Source organism: Pantoea folii (assembly GCF_056678875.1).
In genome coordinates this window covers 213,799-230,109 of sequence record NZ_JBWXON010000001.1, presented here as the reverse complement: position 1 = coordinate 230,109, position 16,311 = coordinate 213,799, and the positions used below count along the sequence as shown (strand labels likewise).

Annotated in this window: 16 protein-coding genes and 1 pseudogene; 10 read left to right on the top strand and 7 right to left on the bottom strand. The window is 51.6% G+C overall.

Annotated elements, in window-relative coordinates; translation table 11 throughout:
* Positions 1-93 precede the first annotated feature (93 nt).
* From AC1MDE_RS01180 to AC1MDE_RS01170, 3 genes are all read right to left on the bottom strand, one after another.
* Positions 94-1,017 carry a substrate-binding domain-containing protein gene (locus AC1MDE_RS01180; protein ID WP_058961016.1) on the bottom strand — a complete coding sequence of 308 codons (924 nt, stop codon included), beginning with the start codon at positions 1,015-1,017 and terminating at the stop codon, positions 94-96.
* 378 nt (positions 1,018-1,395) lie between these two features.
* On the bottom strand, positions 1,396-2,043 hold the full coding sequence (locus tag AC1MDE_RS01175; RefSeq protein WP_058961015.1) for an N-acyl amino acid synthase FeeM domain-containing protein: 648 nt from the start codon (positions 2,041-2,043) through the stop codon (positions 1,396-1,398).
* A 424-nt stretch (positions 2,044-2,467) separates the two neighbouring features.
* Positions 2,468-3,460, bottom strand: a complete 993-nt coding sequence (locus AC1MDE_RS01170; RefSeq protein ID WP_097117921.1) for a sugar phosphate isomerase/epimerase family protein — start codon at positions 3,458-3,460, stop codon at positions 2,468-2,470.
* Positions 3,461-3,752: 292 nt separating this feature from the next.
* Between AC1MDE_RS01170 and AC1MDE_RS01165 the strand changes: the two genes are divergently transcribed.
* Positions 3,753-4,124, top strand: a complete 372-nt coding sequence (locus AC1MDE_RS01165; RefSeq protein WP_479415167.1) for a hypothetical protein — start codon at positions 3,753-3,755, stop codon at positions 4,122-4,124.
* Positions 4,125-4,143: 19 nt separating this feature from the next.
* Here AC1MDE_RS01165 and AC1MDE_RS01160 read toward each other — a convergent pair whose 3' ends face one another.
* Positions 4,144-5,628: a sensor domain-containing diguanylate cyclase gene (locus AC1MDE_RS01160; RefSeq protein WP_058961012.1), complete on the bottom strand. Its 1,485-nt coding sequence runs from the start codon at positions 5,626-5,628 to the stop codon at positions 4,144-4,146.
* Between the two features lie 381 nt (positions 5,629-6,009).
* On the opposite strand from AC1MDE_RS01160, the pseudogene AC1MDE_RS01155 reads away from it, so the two are divergent.
* A pseudogene (locus tag AC1MDE_RS01155) lies at positions 6,010-6,211 on the top strand (helix-turn-helix domain-containing protein); the annotation flags it as partial.
* 125 nt (positions 6,212-6,336) lie between these two features.
* On the opposite strand, the gene AC1MDE_RS01150 reads toward AC1MDE_RS01155, so the two are convergent.
* Positions 6,337-6,753, bottom strand: a complete 417-nt coding sequence (locus AC1MDE_RS01150) for a type II toxin-antitoxin system VapC family toxin (RefSeq protein ID WP_045832538.1) — start codon at positions 6,751-6,753, stop codon at positions 6,337-6,339.
* A complete protein-coding gene (gene vapB / locus AC1MDE_RS01145) occupies positions 6,750-6,980 on the bottom strand; it encodes a type II toxin-antitoxin system VapB family antitoxin (protein ID WP_045815538.1) in 231 nt (76 codons plus the stop codon). Before vapB ends, AC1MDE_RS01150 begins: the two co-directional genes overlap by 4 nt.
* A gap of 307 nt (positions 6,981-7,287) precedes the next feature.
* Here vapB and AC1MDE_RS01140 point away from each other — a divergent pair, with 307 nt between their 5' ends.
* Entirely contained in the window at positions 7,288-7,734 is a 447-nt protein-coding gene (locus tag AC1MDE_RS01140) for a DUF4174 domain-containing protein (RefSeq protein ID WP_058962155.1), read from the top strand.
* Between the two features lie 11 nt (positions 7,735-7,745).
* Here the strand turns inward: AC1MDE_RS01140 and AC1MDE_RS01135 are convergent, their stop codons facing one another.
* A complete protein-coding gene (locus tag AC1MDE_RS01135; RefSeq protein ID WP_479400101.1) occupies positions 7,746-8,318 on the bottom strand; it encodes a flavin reductase family protein in 573 nt (190 codons plus the stop codon).
* 259 nt (positions 8,319-8,577) lie between these two features.
* Between AC1MDE_RS01135 and AC1MDE_RS01130 the strand changes: the two genes are divergently transcribed.
* The 7 genes from AC1MDE_RS01130 (at position 8,578) to AC1MDE_RS01100 (ending at position 16,283) form a co-directional block, all read left to right on the top strand.
* On the top strand, positions 8,578-9,492 hold the full coding sequence (locus AC1MDE_RS01130; protein ID WP_058962178.1) for a LysR family transcriptional regulator: 915 nt from the start codon (positions 8,578-8,580) through the stop codon (positions 9,490-9,492).
* Positions 9,493-9,613: 121 nt separating this feature from the next.
* Positions 9,614-11,041: a M20 family metallopeptidase gene (locus tag AC1MDE_RS01125; protein WP_480344135.1), complete on the top strand. Its 1,428-nt coding sequence runs from the start codon at positions 9,614-9,616 to the stop codon at positions 11,039-11,041.
* A 17-nt stretch (positions 11,042-11,058) separates the two neighbouring features.
* Positions 11,059-12,651, top strand: a complete 1,593-nt coding sequence (locus AC1MDE_RS01120; RefSeq protein WP_166934693.1) for an ABC transporter substrate-binding protein — start codon at positions 11,059-11,061, stop codon at positions 12,649-12,651.
* Positions 12,652-12,663: 12 nt separating this feature from the next.
* The gene (locus AC1MDE_RS01115) at positions 12,664-13,734 is read left to right on the top strand and encodes an ABC transporter permease (RefSeq protein WP_097119177.1); all 1,071 of its coding nucleotides are present in this window, start codon (positions 12,664-12,666) and stop codon (positions 13,732-13,734) included.
* Positions 13,731-14,666, top strand: coding sequence for an ABC transporter permease (locus AC1MDE_RS01110; RefSeq protein ID WP_480344134.1), 936 nt, complete (start codon positions 13,731-13,733; stop codon positions 14,664-14,666). The genes AC1MDE_RS01115 and AC1MDE_RS01110 overlap by 4 nt, the downstream gene beginning before the upstream one ends.
* Positions 14,659-15,522: an ABC transporter ATP-binding protein gene (locus AC1MDE_RS01105; protein ID WP_479415164.1), complete on the top strand. Its 864-nt coding sequence runs from the start codon at positions 14,659-14,661 to the stop codon at positions 15,520-15,522. The genes AC1MDE_RS01110 and AC1MDE_RS01105 overlap by 8 nt, the downstream gene beginning before the upstream one ends.
* Positions 15,519-16,283, top strand: a complete 765-nt coding sequence (locus AC1MDE_RS01100; protein WP_480344133.1) for an ABC transporter ATP-binding protein — start codon at positions 15,519-15,521, stop codon at positions 16,281-16,283. Before AC1MDE_RS01105 ends, AC1MDE_RS01100 begins: the two co-directional genes overlap by 4 nt.
* Positions 16,284-16,311: the final 28 nt, after the last annotated feature.

Genomic DNA, 16,311 nt, shown 5'->3' with positions numbered 1-16,311 from the left:
TTGCTGCTGTCATGATCAGGCCCCTGAAGCAGGATAAACTCTGCCTGCGGAAGCGAAGGTCATTCCCGGCGGCCCTGCGGGCCGCCTTCAGTTTCATTTTTGATTCTTGTCTGTAAACGCCTGGTAATTTTCCTTCGTGACGGTCTGATAGGGCACCCAGTTATAGGCTTCGGTTTTCTTGCCGGTTAGCATATCGCTTGCCACATTAACTGCGCCAATGGCCTGGCCTTTCGCATCCTGGAAAATGGTCACCGCCATTTTGCCATTCTTGATGAATTGCAAACCATCCGGTGTGCCATCAATGCCAGCCACTAACACATCGCTCTTCTTCAGCTGATCCAGTGCCATAATCGCACCGATTGCCATCTCATCGTTGTTAGCAACAATGGCGTTGATCGAATTGCCATCCTGTAACCAGGAGAGGGTTTTATCGACGGCTTCATTGCGTTGCCAGTTAGCGGTCTGCTTTTGAATGACTTTAAGACCTGGATGGGCGCTGACATAATCTTCAACGGCTTTAGTGCGTTGGCGAGCTTCCTCGGTAGAGAGTGAACCCATCAGGATGGCGATGTTCCCCTGGTTGTTCATGCGTTTTGCCAGCGCTTCAATCTCCATTTTTCCACTCAAAGCAGAGTCGGAGCCAACGTAAGCCATCTTACCGCTCAGGGGCACTTCAGGTTTACGGTTGACGAAAATCAGAGGGATGTTGGCTTTCTTTGCTGCCGCAATCACAGGCATAACACCTTGCGTGTCTACCGGGTTCACGATAATCGCGTCGGCACCCTGATTAATAAAATCATCAACCTGCTGGATTTGCAGTGAAACATCGCCTTTGGCATCGGCAAACTGGCTATTCAATCCTTTCTCTTTCAACTGCGTTTCCATTTGACTGCGAAGGATTGAAACAAAGTTAAGATCCAGATTAGCCAGAGCAACGCCCACCATATACGTTTTGGCTTGCACGACAAACACACTGAGCAAACCACAGGCGATTATTATTGCTTTGATTATATTCATGTTTGTATCTCTGTAAGGTGGATAGGGCATTTGTGCACCCGGGTGCAATAAATTGCGTATCAACACACAGTGCTGTGTATATTTTTCGCTGTGACCCTGAGCGCTTAACATTACTTTCAGATGAGGTTAGAAATTAGTCAACGCGCTAAAAATTGATTCCTTCATCTGGATCACAAAATTTGGGCGAAGCATCCTAAAAAGAGAATAGAAATGCTACCGGGTGCAAATTTTTCTGGCAATGCTCCGTTTGTTTATGACGGGCTTAAGTTACAACATCCAATAAAATCACTGAAAGATGCGCATCAGTAAGCCACTGCGTCGATTGAAGCTAAACAGCAGTTTATCGCGCGCATCTAAAGATCTGTCATCGGGGGGCAGTTAAAGATTACATAGGTATTGATAAACTTCAGCATCGCGTTTATCTGGCGTGAATCGAGAGCACTGCCGGCATTGGTGAGAGATAACCCGATATTGCTTCAACAACCCAAGTTCGTTCAGGATGCGCAGCCAACCCCTTGAGCCATAACACTTCTGCTCATAGATTTTTTCGCGAATGCTTTTCACGTCCACACGTAGTAGGGAGGCTTCAAGATTGCTGTAATCCGGATGCAGCTTGTTCTTCCCTACCTTTTTGAACAAGAAATTACGCACATAAAATGAGGCCACATTTGCCTTAACCTGAATGAATATATCATCCACTTTTTCAACAAATATGGTGTAAATCATGATCTTGAGATAAAGCATAAACACCAAATTGTCGCTATCTGATTGGTATTTTACTGAGAGGGTGCCTAACTCAACCACTTTGCGTTGTTCCAGGCGCAACGCGTCAAGTTCTTCACGAAACAACGTGGCACAAGGGATGTTGTTTTCATGGCGGCCTATCACGCTGATGGTGCCCAAAATATCTTGTTCTTTTCTCGCGAGGAATAGGGTGCTGTTAGGATTAAGAAGACCTTCGTTGTAGAGGAAAATAGAGCGGCTGTCTTTAACTATGCCAGTGCGGCGATACTCGCCGTTGGTCATTTCCATTCCTTTGAGAAACTCTATAAAACCGGTGGCAGGTGCAATGCTGATCCTGTCATCAATATCATTAAGTATTTTGCAGATTTTATGCGTTCTCTTATTAAGTACGCCATCAGATATCGCACTGCTAATAACTGATTTCCTTGATAAATACACGGTATACCTCAACCTATCCACGTTAAAGTATCGCTAATATAATAAACAAAAGTGAACAATGGAATTACTTTGAGATGAAAATTTAGATCCACTTATGTGTTTTGCTAGTTGGATATGGCTTAAACGAAGAATTGGACTGATTCGCGAGATAAATGTGATGAAGCCCTACATTTTAGTGGGTTTACATATTAGCAGGGTTTATTGATTTTGGTGGTGGCGAGCGGAGGTTATAGGGTTGCCCGGCAAAAAAGTGCCGGGCACTACATGGCTAGTCTTCAATACTGCTTAACAGCGCATTTTGAATGATTTTCTGGGCTTTGAGTGGATTTTGTTCACTTTGCGCCGCTTGCAATGCGGCAATATCCAGCTTATCCAGGGCACGGTAAATATGCTTCAGGAATCGAATCGACAGATTGGCGGCTTCAACATGGTCTTCGCGGAAGGGAAATTGGTCCAGTTGCCATACGCCATCCCAATTATTGATTTTGAGCACATAGAAGAACTCAAAAATTTCTGTCATGTGCACTGTGCCGACAACGAGATCGTCATCCCAACCACGTAAGTTATCGTTCACGTCCATCCCAAACAGTCTTCCACGATCAATAATCAGCTGGGCTGAGTCCGCTGGTGATTCACCGGCAAATAGCGCGTGGCCAAAGTCCAGCAACACGCCGACGTTATCGAGTCCAATATCTTCAATCCCTAGTAAGGTGCGTGCAGCGGAATCCCAGGTCATTTTAACGCGTGGTTCACGCGGTTTATACTCGATGGCAAATTTGACATCAGGATTGGCACTCGCCAGTTCGCGCATGCCATCAACCGCCAGTTTCCAAAGATTTTTATGATCAACCTGGAAGGGATAATCCCATCCATCTTGTCCCGGCCAGATTTTCACATAATTAGCACCCAATTCCCGCACGACTGTGGCCGCTTCATGCATCAGGTCGAAGGCCTGTTTGCGCAGTGCGGGATCAGGATTAGTAAAGGCACCGCGAGAAAAGCGGCGCAGATAGATTTCAGGCGTCACGCCAATCGCTTTCAGCCCAGCCTGGTCTAAGGCTTCTTTAACCTGAGCAACGGTAACACCTTCAGTAAAGGGATAGGGCACATCAACATACGATAAGTCTTCAACACTGCCAGCCAGTTTGATCTGGTCTAGCGTGCTGAGCGCCGGACCGTATCCGTCGACGGCATAACGATCTATGTAGTTAGCAAAATGCCACAAACCGGCACCAAATTTCGGGTAGGTGTAACCACTCATAAGACATTCTCCTTAGGGATTAGGGTAATCCGAGGCGCTACAATAATGTATGAATATATATTCACTAACGGTTATATATTCCATTCTGCGCCTTGAGCTTCTTGCTTAACCAGCATTGAGTGAAAAAATTGAGGGTGGCCTCACACAAAATTTGTGTGTCTGAAGTGATAAAGGAATCGGGAAAGACATTATCCGTGCACAATTAAAATCAACAGGTGCTACCTTGCTTAATCCTGCGGCAATCAGTTTCCGCCACTCCAGCCTTAAACACGTTAACCTGAGGTCATTCATCATGATGTCTCCCCCAATTCAGCTTGGCCCGACTAAAGCACCGATAAAATTTACCCAAGTTGAACCCGTTTTTCTCTCCGACGAAACTATGCTGGAGCGAAAAAATAAGGTTATACAAGGGATGGTCGACGGCGGTTTTGATGCGCTGGTCATTTATGCAGACAAAGAACACGGCGGGAATTTTGAATACTTAACAGGGTTTATCCCGCGTTTTGAAGAGGGGCTGTTGATCGTTGATGCCAATGGAGAATGTACCGCTATTCTCGGGAATGAGAATCTCAAACTGGCTCGCTTTTCACGCGTACCTGTCACGTTTCTTCACTGCCCGTTGTTTTCGCTGCCTAACCACCTGTCTCTCAGCGTGAAGAAATAGAGCGCACTGATAGCGAACATCAGGGCTTAATTTGATTACGCCCGCTGCGTTTTGCCAGATAAAGGGCTTTGTCGGCGTCCTGTTTCAGCTGGTCTGCTTCGCCTGTTTTACCAGTTGACGTCAGCGTGCTGTAGCCAGCGCTGATGGTCACTACGCCAGCTGGAACATCTGAGCTTTCATGTGCAATGCCGGTTTCTGCAACAAATCTGACCGCGCGCTCAGCCACTTTTTTGGCATCAAAGGCTGAGGTGCTGGGCAGAATGATCGCAAACTCTTCACCGCCATAACGTGCCACGATATCGCCTTGATAATGCACGCTATCCTTTAACGCCAGGCCGACATCCTGCAAACACTCATCACCCGCAACATGCCCGTAGGTGTCGTTATAGCGTTTAAAATAATCGATATCGATCATCACCAGCGAGAGCGGCTCAGCGTGCTTTTCTGAACGAAGCAGGGCTTGCTCCAGCAGAGCATCGAACTGACGGCGATTCGCCAGCCCGGTCAAACCATCGACCAACGCCAGGGATTGCAGCGTATGGTTGATGGTGGTCAGTTCATCACGAACATGGGTCAGCTCAATTTGATTGCGCACATTGGTACCCACCTGGCGCAATACAAAGACGCCCATGCCGGTAATGGTTAAGAGCAGCACAATGTTGAGCAAAACATTCGTCAGGTTGGCCGTCATCCACTCCATGCGAAGCCGGTCACGGTCATAGCCAGCCGTCACAATCAGTGGATAACGCTCTAGTCGAGCATAGCCGAACACACGTTCAACACCGTCGAGCGTCGAACGCCAGGTCGCGCTGCCGCTCGACGCCGATTTAAGCTCGGTTTGAAACAGCGGGCTGCCGGAAAGGGTCCGGCCAATATAAGAGTCAGGAAAAGGGCGAATATAAAGGGCCGTGGCATCCGCCAGGATCAATCCCAACGCATCTTTATCGCCAAGCGTGTAGTAGCTGTAGTACTGCCGGAAATAATCCACTTTGACCGTCGCAAGGGCGACACCAGCAAAATTCCCCGCATTATCATTTAGGCGTACCGAAACAGGAATCACCAGATCACCGGTGGAGCGACTGCGGATGACATGGCTGATATGGATATCCAGACTGGGATGCGTCCGATGCCAGACAAAGTAATCACGATCGGCGTTACTGGCATTGGTTGGCGTGAAGTTGCCCGATGAAGCCACCCAATGTCCCTTGGTATCGTAAACAAACAGTCCGTGCAGCTGAGGGAGCTTGCTTTGCTGGTCTTTGATTTGATGCAGGAACTGCGGTGTTGCAGCAAAGCTGTTGCCGTTTTGACGTAACTGGCGCACAGCATCCGCGAGGGTAATATCAACCTGTAAAAAGGCATCTTCAGCTTGTTTGGCTAATGAGAGCGAGAGATTGCGTGCATCCTCTTCTTTTTCTGTCAGGTGTTGCTGCCAGGAGTGCCAAAGAGACCAGGCATTAATAGCCACCACCAGTAAACTGATGGAAAGCAGAAATACGGCCATACTTCTTCCAAGAGAAGTCTTTAGCAGACGAGGGGTGCTATCTGAGAGGACACTTTTACGCATTGATACTCTTTGTGCATGCTGAAAAGGTGGGCAGAGTGGATAGGGATATTACAGGATTCATGTAACTGTCATAAGCTGAGTAAAGAAAATTTTATGCATTTGTGGAATAAATCTGATGAGCGAGAATTGGCGCCGTAGAAGTGAGCATCAGAAAGCCCAGCATGATGTGTGGTGTGCATCAAAACATCCAATTTAACATAATCATGATTATGCGCACTTTGATTGTAGTGGCTAAATTCAGATGTCCGCCTCTGGCTATTTTGAGAGGTCCGCTTTATCGTCCTTTTTTTCAGGGTTTCCCGGCTGAGGACGCAACTGATGACGGCTTACGGTTCGGAGTGCTTTACGATGAATGAAGTTGACCGCCTCAAGATCCTGCAGGATGTCATTGATGGCAGGCTCACCACTTCGCTTGCATCACAACGACTTGGCCTCACGGACCGCCACTGCCGGCGTCTGCTTGCGCGCTACCGCGAGTCTGGTGCAGCCGGTCTAACCGATGCACGGCGTGGAAAGCCCGGCACACATCGCATCGATGAGAGTCTGCGCCACCACATCCTGACGCTGCTACGTGTAAATTACGTGGGTTTTGCCCACAAATTACCGCAGAAATGCTTCAGGTACTTTCCGAGATTGATAAGCGGCTTACTTCACCCAGTCTTCCAGCACCAAACCCGGTACCCTCGCAAATTCCCTGGTATTATTTGTCACCAAGATAACGCCGGCCGCAATGGCATGGCCGGCAATCGCCGTGTCATTTGGGCCTATAGGTGTTCCGGCTGCGCTTAGGGTGGCCTTAATTACAGCAGTGGCGTCCACCGCCGCCCGATCCCAGGGCACAATCGCATCAAGTCGGGCGCAGAATTCGTCAACCAGTTGACCATGACGCGGCGAGGCTTTCTTTCCAATAGCACCAAAGCGCATTTCTGCGTAAGTAATAGCCGATACTACAATGCGATGGTTGCGCAGCACCGCTTGTTCAAGCCGTCTGATCACGTCCTCTGGTTGCTCGCGCATAATAAACGAACAGATACAAGTATCCAGCATGTAGGTTTTGTTCACAGATCAAATCTTCCCTCATCACTGACAACATCCCCGCGATCCATCATAAAATCCGGGTCCGCTTTCTCAAGCTGCATAAATGAGCCCCAGGTTGGCCGAACGGGGCGCAGTATGATGCTGTCACCTTCCCGGACAATCTCCAACTCACTCACCCCTTCAAAATCCATATCGCGTGGCAAACGAATGGCGCGGTTATTGCCATTTTTAAATACAGAAACGGTTCGCATGATCAATCCTCCTGAACGGACTTCCGGCACGGTGCCGTCACCGGCTTTATGTTTTGAGCTTCATCACTCAGCATATGTCTAGTATATGCCCAGCTTTGACATATGTACATGCCCTGTTCTCTTCTTCAGAAAAACATCAGAATGTGACATACGAAGCCTTAAGTTCCGGTTGACATTAGCAACACGAAAGACATTTCTTGTTTTCATTTTTACCACTGTGGGTAAAGAAACGTGAAGTAACTTACGCACGCGCACGGTTCCACTAACCTTGGTAGTACGCGATCTTTAACCTGCCGGGGAAACCATCATGTCGAAGACGAGTTTACTGCTGAAGACGCCACTGCTGCTGTTGACCATTTGTTCAATAATGAGCCTTAACAACGTTCGTGCGGCTGAAGAGCCCCTGTTCCAGCCTTTATCGCCGAAGGTCTCAGACCTCACTCAATATCGCTGGCACAACCGCCCTCTGGTGATCTTTGCCCCATCAAAAACAGATCCTGCTTATGTCGCGCAGATGGCGATGCTGGAGAAGCAGAAAGCGGAACTGGCCGATCGCGATATCATTGTGTTCAGTGATACTTCACCCACAGCTAATGGCACTTTGCGTAAGCAACTCAATCCGAAAGGATTTGAAGTGGTGCTGGTTGGAAAAGATGGTGGAATGAAACTACGTGAAACAACACCTCTGAATACTGAGGTGTTGCTCTCAACCATTGATAAAATGCCCATGCGCCAGGCCAAACTCAATGAATGAATTGGACGGGTTCACTCGACATCCAGCAGTGAGCCCGTCTTATAAAAACGTTTCCCGGCGATGTAATGCAAACTGCGCATCTCGTCTGGTGCGTCCTCGAATAACCAGCGCCCTTCTTTAAACACCCGGCTATCCGCCCAGGCACCCTTGATTTCACCGATGAACAAATCGTGGTCGATCTGATTTTGTTCGATAGGTATCAACTCGCAGTACAACCAAGCCGCACAGCCAGCCACCAAAGGGAGATGACTTTCCGGTAACTGGAAGAACTCGACGCCAGCTGTGGCTAGCTTATCTGACTGCTCAGTGCGGGAATGCGTACCGAGATAATGAACCATCTGCGCCTGGCTGACGGTTGGGACATGTATAACGAATTTCAGGCTTTGCTCAATCAACTTACGCGTGAAGGTGGATTTATCCAGCACAACCGTCAATTTTGCCGGTTTGAACTCTAATCCACATACCCAGGATGCAGACATCACATTGTCAATCCCGTCATGGCGGGAGGAAACCAAGGTCGTTGGGCCATGGTTGATCAGGCGATAGGCTTTTTCCAGCTCAACAGATTCAATATGGGCATTCATAGATTCATTTCATCGCTCAAATTTCAAAGGCCTTTATTGTCGCCTGGTCAATTCGACTTTGCCAATCTCCAGCCATCATCAGGGCAAATCCACTGCACCCCACGAGTGCAGTGGTTGCTCCATCTTAAGCGTTTATGACGGCGTCATGGCTGTGCCAGTGCCTGTACCGCTGTAATTCAGCATGGCGCGTTTCTTGCGTGTAACAAAAGGTTTCCCACCGCTGACGTTGCTTTCCCATTCATCCAAAGAGGTCTTTGCTATGGAATTGAAATGGTTTGAAGATTTTCTCAGTGTTGCACGCTGTTATAGTTTTACCCGTGCCGCGGATGAGCGGCATATCACGCAATCGGCGCTCAGTCGGCGCATCCGGCAACTGGAAGAGTGGCTGGGTGTGCCGTTATTCGATCGTAAAACCTATCCGGTTACGCTCACGCCAGAGGGACAAACCTTCCTCGCAACCGCCAGCGAAACGGTATTTTCCATGTCGCATCTGCGCAATGATCTGCACCAGCGCTACAGTTCGCGCACTGCGGTGTTACGTTTTGCGATGCTAAATACCCTTTCTCTGACGTTCTTCCCTGACTGGATACAGCGATTAAATCTGCAGCCCAATCTCAGCTATATCCGCCTGTGTAATCAAAAACCGACTTTCGCTGAGCACATCTCCACCTTACACAGCGGTGAAACCGATTTTCTACTGACTTACGCGCACGATGCGGTGTCGCTAATACATCAGCTGGCGGCGTATCCCATGGTGCAACTGGGCCGTGAGCGTGCCATTGCCGTGTGTCGCCCGGATAGCAGTGGCAAGCCACTCTATCCGGTGCGCGCGGATGGCGGTCCGATTCCGTGGTTGAGCTATGGACAACATACCTTCTTTGCTCATGCGCTGGCGCAAATGCTCAGCAAACGCCCGCTTCCTCTTGAAGCGGTATATGAAAATGGTATGTCGGTGAATCTCAAAGCCATGGTCCTGGCCGGTGGCGGCGTGGCGTGGTTGCCTCTGAGTCTGGTGCATGAAGAACTGGCCAGCGGCAGTTTAGTGCGCGCCGATGACAGCAGCTGGGATATGTCGCTGGCGATTCGGCTCTATCGTCAACCGATTCTGCAAAATTCTCAGGCTGAACAACTGTGGCTGCGAGCATGTGCCAGCGAGACGGCTAATGCGGCCTGACATAAAACTATGCCGTTTTGGAATGGGGAGTGTGAATTGCTCATTGGCCTTACGCTGATGATTTACTCCATGCTGGGGCTTCAGAGAGACGAAAACCTGACCAACCAAGCTGGGGACTATCATGGAAAACAAAGCGTTAGTCTGGAAGTGGGTAGAAGAATATCAAGGGGTATTTTGTGAACTGAGCGATCGCGTCTGGGGCATGCCGGAAATTTGCTATACCGAGTATCGTTCGGTGGCTGAACACACCGCAATGCTAAATCAGCAAGGATTCCGCGTCACAGAAAACGTGGCCGACATCCCCACGGCGGTGATGGGTGAAGCCGGTGAAGGCGGTCCCATCATCGCTTTCCTCGGAGAATATGATGCCTTGCCAGGGTTGAGTCAGGAAGCAGGCGTGGCGCGTTATTCTCCACTGCCGGGCAACGGCCATGGTCATGGCTGCGGGCATAACTTGCTGGGATCGGCTGCCATGCTGGCGGCTACTGCGTTGAAGTCATGGCTTGAAGAGAGCGGCACACCGGGCCGCGTTCGCTATTATGGCTGTCCGGCAGAAGAAGGCGGTGCGGCCAAATCCTTTATGGCGCGTGCTGGCGCATTCGATGGCGTCGATGTCGCCATCACCTGGCATCCAGGCGCGCATCATGAAGTGGCAAAACCGCTTTCTCTCGCTAACACCCGCATAGATTTCGCTTTCCGTGGCCGCTCATCCCACGCTGCGGCTTCTCCACATCTTGGGCGCAGTGCGCTGGATGCCGCCGAATTGATGAACGTTGGCGTACAGTTCCTGCGCGAACACGTGCCGCAAGATTCCCGCATACATTACGCCTTCCTCGATGCCGGTGGTGTGGCTCCCAATGTGGTACAGGCAAAATCTACCGTGCGTTATGCCATTCGCTCGCGCGATGTCCACGCGATGTTTGAACTGAATGAGCGGGTCAAGCGCGTGGCTCAGGGTGCCGCCATCATGACCGATACCGAAGTGGATATCAGCATCATGAGCGCGGTATCCAACCTGCTTGGCAATCGTCCGTTAGAAGAAGCGATGCAGCGGAATCTGGAAGCGCTTGGTCCGGTGCCATTTGACCAGGCTGACCTCGCCTTTGCAGCTGAAATTCAGGCCACGCTAACAGCGGAAGAGATTGATAACTGCTACCGCAAAACCGGTGTGAAACCCGCCGATCCTAAACCCCTCAGCGATTACATCATTCCGCTCGATACCCACGGAGAGGTCATGATTGGCTCGACCGATGTCGGTGATGTCAGTTGGTTGATCCCGACCGTGCAGGCGCACGTACCCACCATGGCTATTGGAACCCCTGGTCACTCATGGCAACTGACCGCGCAAGGCAAAATGCCGGCCGCACACAAAGCGCTGGGCCATGTCGCGAAAGTCATGGCCGCGACGGCGGTGGACGTGCTGACCGACAAAATACTGATGGCCCAGATGAAGAAAGCCCATTTCGAGCAAGTCAGTGAAAAACCCTATCACTGCCCTATTCCAGCTGAGGTGAAACCACCCATTCAACCGCGCCCGGATACTCTGTAACGCCTCAGGAGAGATAGATGAAAAACAAGATGTTAACTGCCGCATTGACGCTGGCAGCGACCTGCTGCGCTTCGGCACAGGCCGCAACGCCCGCCGATTCTTTAGTGATGGCGTGGAACATTGATGCCATCAGTACCTGGGATCCGGCGCAGATTGGTGAAGTGGTCACCAGTGAAATCTATTCAAACACCTGTGACACACTGGTTGATTTTCGTGTCAGTGATGAAACGCAACTCGATCCTGCATTGGCCAAAAGTTGGGATGTTTCTGCCGATCGCAAGACCATCACCTTTCATTTACAGGACAACCTGAAATTTGCCGATGGCTCAGCCGCAACCGCCAGCGACCTGGCGTGGTCGATGCAGCGCGTAGTGAAACTGGGCTACGGCAATGCAGCCGCTATCAAGGAGTATGGCTTTGATAAAGATAACGTCGACTCACGCATTAGCGCGCCCGATGACAAAACGCTGGTGATGAGTTTCGATAAAGCTTACCCCACTAATCTGGTGCTCCAGGCGATTGCCGCCAATAACGTCTCTTCCCTGCTTAACCGCAAAGAAGTCGAAAAACAGGCAGTGGATGGCGATCTGGGACACAAATACCTTTCCACTCATACCGCCTGTGTTGGGCCTTATCAACTGGTGCGCTGGAATGCCGGTGAAGGTGTGGTGCTCCAGGCCACCCCGAACTACTGGGGAAAAGCGCCGGTACTGAAGCGTATTCTGATTCGTCATGTGGCTGAAACCGGCACTCAGCGTCTGCTGGTGACGCAGGGCGATGTGGATATCGCCCGCGATCTCTCAGCTGACGATCTGAAAACGCTGGATCAGGGCGGCAAAGTGAAAGTGGAAAAAGTGTTGAAGCCACAGCTGTTTTTCTGGACCTTCAATAATGAAGACCCCATTTTCAAAAACGAAAAAGTCCGTCTCGCCATGCGCTATCTGATCGATTACGACGGGTTAGCGAAGAGCGTCATGCCTTATCTCGGCGTGCCGCGCGCCAGTTTTGTTCAACAAGGGGCGTTTGGTGCGCTGGATGCCAAACAAGGTCAGCCTTTCCATCTCGATCTGGATAAAGCCAAACAGTTGCTGACGGAAGCCGGTTATCCCAATGGTTTCAGTACGGCGGTGTTGTTTGGCACCCTGCCGCATTCGGCGCCAATCGCGCAAAGCGTACAGCAGAATGCCGCCAAAATCGGCGTGAAACTCAATCTGGAACGCATGGCTAACGCGCAGTTGTTCAGCCGGGTACGTGGCCGGGAATTCCAGAGCGCAATGATGGCGTGGCAAACCTCGGTGCCCGATGCCTACGGCAATGCCTCACGTCTGGTTTATAACCCTGACAATCGTAAAGAAGCGCGTGCCACGCAATATCCAAGCTGGCGTGCCGCTTATTACGATCCGCAGATGAATCAGAAAGTGGAAACCGCACTGTTAGAACCGGATGACACCAAGCGCGCTGCACTCTATGGCGATCTGCAGAAAGAGCAGATGCAAAAAGGACCTATGGCGATCATGTTCCAGATGTACAACACCGCGGGAATTAGCCCAACGGTGAAAAACTGGACCTGGAACGGTTTTCGCGTTTGGTATGGTGCCGCAAGTAAATAATGGAGGTGGCAGATGTCACAGGTCATGATACCCGTTGCACACAACCCCCCTTCCGCTGGCTGGCGTCTGATAAGACGCCTTGCTCGTGGGCTTGTCTCGATTGTTTGCACGCTACTGGGGTTAGCTGCCCTGACCTTCTTTATTGGTCGCTTACTGCCTATCGACCCGGTGGTCGCGATCATCGGCGATAACGCCAGTCAGGAAGCCTACGACAAGATGTTTCATCAGTTGGGGCTGGATCAACCGTTGTGGCACCAATTTGCCGACTACGTCTGGCAACTGCTGCACCTCGATTTTGGTATCGCTCTGACCACCAGTCATCCGGTGGCGCAGGATATCGCGCGCGTCTTCCCCGCTACGCTGGAACTGGCCACAGTGGCGGCCATTATCGGCGTCGGTTTCGGTATTCCGGCGGGCGTGCTGGCGGCAATGTACCGCAACACCTGGTTCGATCATCTGATCCGCTTCGTGGGGCTACTCAGCTATTCCACCCCGCACTTCTGGCTGGGTCTGATGGGATTGCTGCTGTTTTACGCCACGCTCGGCTGGATTGGCGGACCAGGACGCATCGATTTTATCTACGAGTTCGATTTACATCCGGTGACGGGATTCTGGCTGATCGACAGCGCGCTGAGCGGAAACTGGGATATGTTCCGCAACGTGTTTGGTCACATCATTTTGCCCGCGTCGATTCTTGGCTTGAGCGCGCTGGCTTACATCAGCCGTATGACGCGTAGCTTCATGCTGGAACAACTGTCGCAGGAATACATCATTACCGCTCGCGTGAAAGGTTTGTCGTGGGCGCGATGTGTTTGGGTGCATGCTCTGCGCAATATCGCCGTGCCCACACTGACAGTGGTGGCCCTTTCCTGGGCCTGGCTGCTGGAAGGCGCAGTTCTCACCGAAACCGTGTTTGCCTGGCCCGGCTTTGGTCGCTATCTGACCAATGCCTTACTGGCGGGCGATATGAATGCGGTCGTCGGCTGCACATTACTAATTGGCGCGATTTTTGTCGGCATCAATCTGCTGTGCGACCTGCTTTATCGTCTGTTCGATCCGCGTACGCGTCAGGAGGAAGCATGACCGATTCCGTCAATAAATCGATGCGCGTTAACCCTTCGCGTAGCTTACGCGCCTGGCTGCGCGATCCTTCGCCGCAGTCACCTTTTCAGGCGCACATGCAACTGCTATGGATTCAGTGGCGACGCTTCCGCGCTAATCACTCCGCGCTCTTTGGTTTGCTGGTGCTGTTGATCATTGCTGGCGCGGCGGTGTTTGCGCCCTGGTTAGCCACACACGATATCTATGCCCAAAACCTCGCTTTCCGCCTGCAACCGTTTTCTGCTGAACACTGGCTAGGGACCGACGAATTGGGACGAGATATTTACAGCCGTCTGCTGTATGGCGCGCGCATCACACTGTATATCGCAGGCTTAACCGCGCTGATCATCACCCCCATTGGCTTACTGGTCGGCACCAGTGCAGGTTATCTCGGCGGTTGGGTCGATACGCTGCTGATGCGTCTGGTGGATATCTTCCTTGCCTTCCCCAGTTTGATTTTGGCACTGGCGTTTGTTGCGGCATTGGGGCCTGGTATCGAGAATGCAATCATCGCGATTTCTCTCTCCGCCTGGCCGCCGATTGCCCGCCTCGCGCGCGCCGAAACTCTGGCCATCCGTAAGATGGATTACATCGCCGCGGTACGCTTACAAGGGGCATCCGCCTGGCACATCATCGTGCGACATATCATCCCCATGTGCCTGCCTTCTGTCATCGTGCGCGTCACCCTTAACATGGCGGCGATTATCCTTACCGCCGCTGGACTGGGTTTCCTGGGGCTTGGCGCTCAAGCGCCTAGTCCGGAATGGGGCGCTATGCTGGCTTCCGGCCGCGAATTCATGCTGAACAATGGCTGGATCGCTGCCATCCCTGGATTAGCAATATTGTTCACCAGTCTCGCCTTCAACCTGTTGGGTGATGGCCTGCGCGACGTAATGGATATCCGCCATGAATAATCTGCTTCAGGTGAAAAACCTCAATATCGTATTTCGCAGCGCGCACGGGGAGCACCGCGCGGTACGTGACGTTTCTTTTCATGTTGGACGTGAGAAAGTGGCGATTGTCGGTGAATCCGGTTCGGGAAAATCACAGACCTGCCGTGCATTGCTGCAACTGACCCCCAAAATCGGTCGCGTTACCGCCGATCAGATGCATTTCGGTGATATTGATCTGCTCAACAGCAGTGAGAAACAGATGCGCCAGATTCGCGGAAATCGTATTTCAATGATCCTGCAGGATCCCCGCTTCTCGCTTAATCCACTAATGCGCATTGGCGATCAGGTGGCGGAAGCCTTCAGGTTGCATCGCCGGGTGAGTAAAAGCGAAGCCAGAGATCGCGCGCTAGCGATGCTGGAATCGGTGCATATTCGCGACGTGGCGAAAGTGGCACGCCTCTATCCCCACGAGATTTCTGGCGGTATGGGCCAGCGCGTGATGATCGCGATGATGCTGATCCCCGAGCCGGATTTGATCATCGCCGACGAACCCACCTCCGCTCTGGACGTGACGGTGCGCCAGCAGGTGCTGAGCATCCTGAATGAACAGCTGGCGCGGCGTCAAACCGGCCTGCTGTTTATCAGTCATGACCTTAATCTGGTCTCTCGTTTCTGCGATCGCGTGCTGGTGATGTACGCCGGGCGTATTGTCGAAGAGATTCGTGCCGAACGTCTGGAACAGGCGCAGCATCCTTACACGCAGGCATTACTTGCCAGTCAGCCACGTCTGCATCATCCCCTTGATACGCTGCGTGTGCCGACCCGAGATGCCAGCTGGCTCACCGGCCCCTGTTTTCGTGATGGAGTCGCATTATGAATCCCATTCCAACCGCACAACGCAGGATTGAAATGGTGGATGTCAGTATCGCATTCGGTCAGGGAGCACATCGGCGACAGGTGGTTGATAACGTTAGCCTGACGCTGGCACAAGGAGATTGTTACGGCCTGATTGGGGAATCGGGCTGCGGAAAATCCACCATTTTACGCGCACTGGCTGGCCTGAATCACGATTATCAGGGCCATATTCTGTTCAATAATCGTGAACAGCAGCCGCAGCGAGATAAAGCCTTTTATCGCCAGGTGCAGATGGTGTTTCAGGACCCTTACGCCTCGCTCCATCCGAGAAAAATGGTGTGGGCCAGTCTGCGTGAACCGCTGAAGCTGCATGCTATGGACCACCATGAAGCGCGCATCAGCGATGTGCTGCATGCGGTCGGACTTTCCAATGCCTACCGTTATCGTTATCCCCATCAACTTTCTGGTGGACAACGTCAGCGTGTGGCCATCGCGCGGGCCCTCATTCTGGAACCTTCCGTGCTGTTACTGGATGAGCCGACCTCAGCACTGGACGTCTCAGTTCAGGCTGAAATCCTCAATTTACTCAGCAGCATGCAACGGCAGCGCAGCCTCACTTATTTAATGGTGACGCATGATTTGGCGGTCGTGACACACCTTTGCCGTCGCATCGGCATCATGCATCACGGCAAATTGCTGGAAGAACTCAGTGCGGATAGCGTGCGTCAGGGCGGAGCACGGGAAATCTATACCCGCGAGTTTCTGGCGGCGAGTGAGGCGTGAACCTCTGATCCACACTAAAACGATGAGG

What these genes read in the sequence shown, in the direction of transcription:
- vapB (WP_045815538.1), bottom strand. Translation starts at nt 6,980, where the DNA reads ATGCGAACCGTTTCTGTATTTAAAAATGGCAATAACCGCGCCATTCGT.
- AC1MDE_RS01130 (WP_058962178.1), top strand. Translation starts at nt 8,578, where the DNA reads ATGGAATTGAAATGGTTTGAAGATTTTCTCAGTGTTGCACGCTGTTAT.
- AC1MDE_RS01140 (WP_058962155.1), top strand. Translation starts at nt 7,288, where the DNA reads ATGTCGAAGACGAGTTTACTGCTGAAGACGCCACTGCTGCTGTTGACC.
- AC1MDE_RS01120 (WP_166934693.1), top strand. Translation starts at nt 11,059, where the DNA reads ATGAAAAACAAGATGTTAACTGCCGCATTGACGCTGGCAGCGACCTGC.
- AC1MDE_RS01160 (WP_058961012.1), bottom strand. Translation starts at nt 5,628, where the DNA reads ATGGCCGTATTTCTGCTTTCCATCAGTTTACTGGTGGTGGCTATTAAT.
- AC1MDE_RS01110 (WP_480344134.1), top strand. Translation starts at nt 13,731, where the DNA reads ATGACCGATTCCGTCAATAAATCGATGCGCGTTAACCCTTCGCGTAGC.
- AC1MDE_RS01125 (WP_480344135.1), top strand. Translation starts at nt 9,614, where the DNA reads ATGGAAAACAAAGCGTTAGTCTGGAAGTGGGTAGAAGAATATCAAGGG.
- AC1MDE_RS01100 (WP_480344133.1), top strand. Translation starts at nt 15,519, where the DNA reads ATGAATCCCATTCCAACCGCACAACGCAGGATTGAAATGGTGGATGTC.
- AC1MDE_RS01165 (WP_479415167.1), top strand. Translation starts at nt 3,753, where the DNA reads ATGATGTCTCCCCCAATTCAGCTTGGCCCGACTAAAGCACCGATAAAA.
- AC1MDE_RS01170 (WP_097117921.1), bottom strand. Translation starts at nt 3,460, where the DNA reads ATGAGTGGTTACACCTACCCGAAATTTGGTGCCGGTTTGTGGCATTTT.
- AC1MDE_RS01180 (WP_058961016.1), bottom strand. Translation starts at nt 1,017, where the DNA reads ATGAATATAATCAAAGCAATAATAATCGCCTGTGGTTTGCTCAGTGTG.
- AC1MDE_RS01135 (WP_479400101.1), bottom strand. Translation starts at nt 8,318, where the DNA reads ATGAATGCCCATATTGAATCTGTTGAGCTGGAAAAAGCCTATCGCCTG.
- AC1MDE_RS01105 (WP_479415164.1), top strand. Translation starts at nt 14,659, where the DNA reads ATGAATAATCTGCTTCAGGTGAAAAACCTCAATATCGTATTTCGCAGC.
- AC1MDE_RS01115 (WP_097119177.1), top strand. Translation starts at nt 12,664, where the DNA reads ATGTCACAGGTCATGATACCCGTTGCACACAACCCCCCTTCCGCTGGC.
- AC1MDE_RS01175 (WP_058961015.1), bottom strand. Translation starts at nt 2,043, where the DNA reads ATGACCAACGGCGAGTATCGCCGCACTGGCATAGTTAAAGACAGCCGC.